This is a genomic window from Micromonospora sp. NPDC002411 (assembly GCF_053592955.1).
Genome location: NZ_JBSFBM010000632.1, coordinates 1 through 1388 on the forward strand (window position 1 = coordinate 1; position 1388 = coordinate 1388).

Annotated in this window: 1 protein-coding gene and 1 pseudogene; both read left to right on the top strand. The window is 72.7% G+C overall.

Annotated elements, in window-relative coordinates:
• Positions 1-954, top strand: a pseudogene (locus ACWCO3_RS34610) (hypothetical protein); the annotation flags it as partial.
• Positions 955-1177: 223 nt separating this feature from the next.
• Positions 1178-1381, top strand: coding sequence for a hypothetical protein (locus tag ACWCO3_RS34615; protein ID WP_450014219.1), 204 nt, complete (start codon positions 1178-1180; stop codon positions 1379-1381).
• Positions 1382-1388 lie beyond the last annotated feature (7 nt).

Genomic DNA, 1388 nt, shown 5'->3' on the forward strand with positions numbered 1-1388 from the left:
AGTCATGGCCGGAACGGTACGAAGCGGCCCCGAACTGGTGATCAATCAGGCGTTGCCGTCGACGGAACGCTCGGTGTACCGCTCCCGACCGGCGCGCTGGCCGCCTCGTGGAGGGCCCTGCCGGCCGCGTACACGCGGTTTCTGGCCGACCGGCTACTCCCCGGCGCCCCCGTGCTGCTGGTCCGCGACGCGCGAACCTGGCCGGTCCTGGAAATCGGTCCGGGGCACAGCTTCCAGGTCGGCTGCCCGGCCAGCGGGCTCGACCCGGTGGACTTCCACCCGGACAGCCACGCGCTGCGGCAGGTACTGCGGTCCGTCGGCGGCGACGCGGCCCGGTGGGCGCCGCCGGAGGTGACCGTGTCGTCGGGGAACGCCGAGCACGGCGTCGACTCGGGCTTCGAGCTGGCCGCGCGGGACTGGTCGACGCGCCACCAGTACCCACTGCACCGGGTGCTGGTACCCCGCCCGGCGGCACTGAGCGCCGCCGTCGCCGACCTGTACCGGCGGTGGCTGCGCGCCGCCGGAAAGACTGGTAACCGGCTGGTGGTGGAGTGTGGGCGTCTGCTCGACCCGTGGCAGGTGGTGCGGGCGGGGCTGGTGCCGTACTGGTGCGAGAACGCCACCCGCCGCAGCGTCGACGAGGCCGAGTGGTGGCTGGCGGGCAGTGAGGCGTTCAGCTCGGTGGACGTGCTGCCCGAGCCGCCCGGGATGCGCTCACCCGCCCTGGCCGGGCTGCCGCAGTGGCTGGCCGTGGCCGGCTTCGGGCAGCGGCGTCGGGCGTTGGACCGGACCACCGCGCGCGGCTACCCGGTGACGTCCGTGCCCACCCGCCGGGCCACCGAGGTCCTGCGTGCCCAGCCGTACGACCTGCCCGTCCCGCCCCCGCTGCGGGCCGACGAGGTCCTCGCCGTGCTCAGCGACAGCGGCGGCCACCAGGGGTTGTTGGTCTCCTGAGACGGAGCACGCCGAAACATCCTCGCGAACCCGGGGTCCCGTGATTGAGTACCTACGGAGCGGGAACATCGCTGGCTGCGACGGCCTGATTGCGCTGCGTGGACGCGTTGTCGCCCGCTGGCATCCCAGTCACTGACCCACTTTTCCGGCCCGGTGCGTGGCTCGACCACGCGCACGACCGGTTTCCCGATCCGGGCGGGGGACCTTCCTGAGGGAGGCGCGGATGTTCGGACAGACGAGTACGACCACGACCACACCACCACCCACCGATCGGGGTCTGGAGGACCTCGACGCGGCGGCACTGGCGTACGCGGCCCGGATCGAAGGGCTGCCTCCGGAGCGTCGGGGGGAGGCCCGTGACGACCTGGTGCGCTTCGCGCTGGCGCCACCGTCAGGTGACTGCACGATCTTCACCGGCGACTGGTAATAGAGGT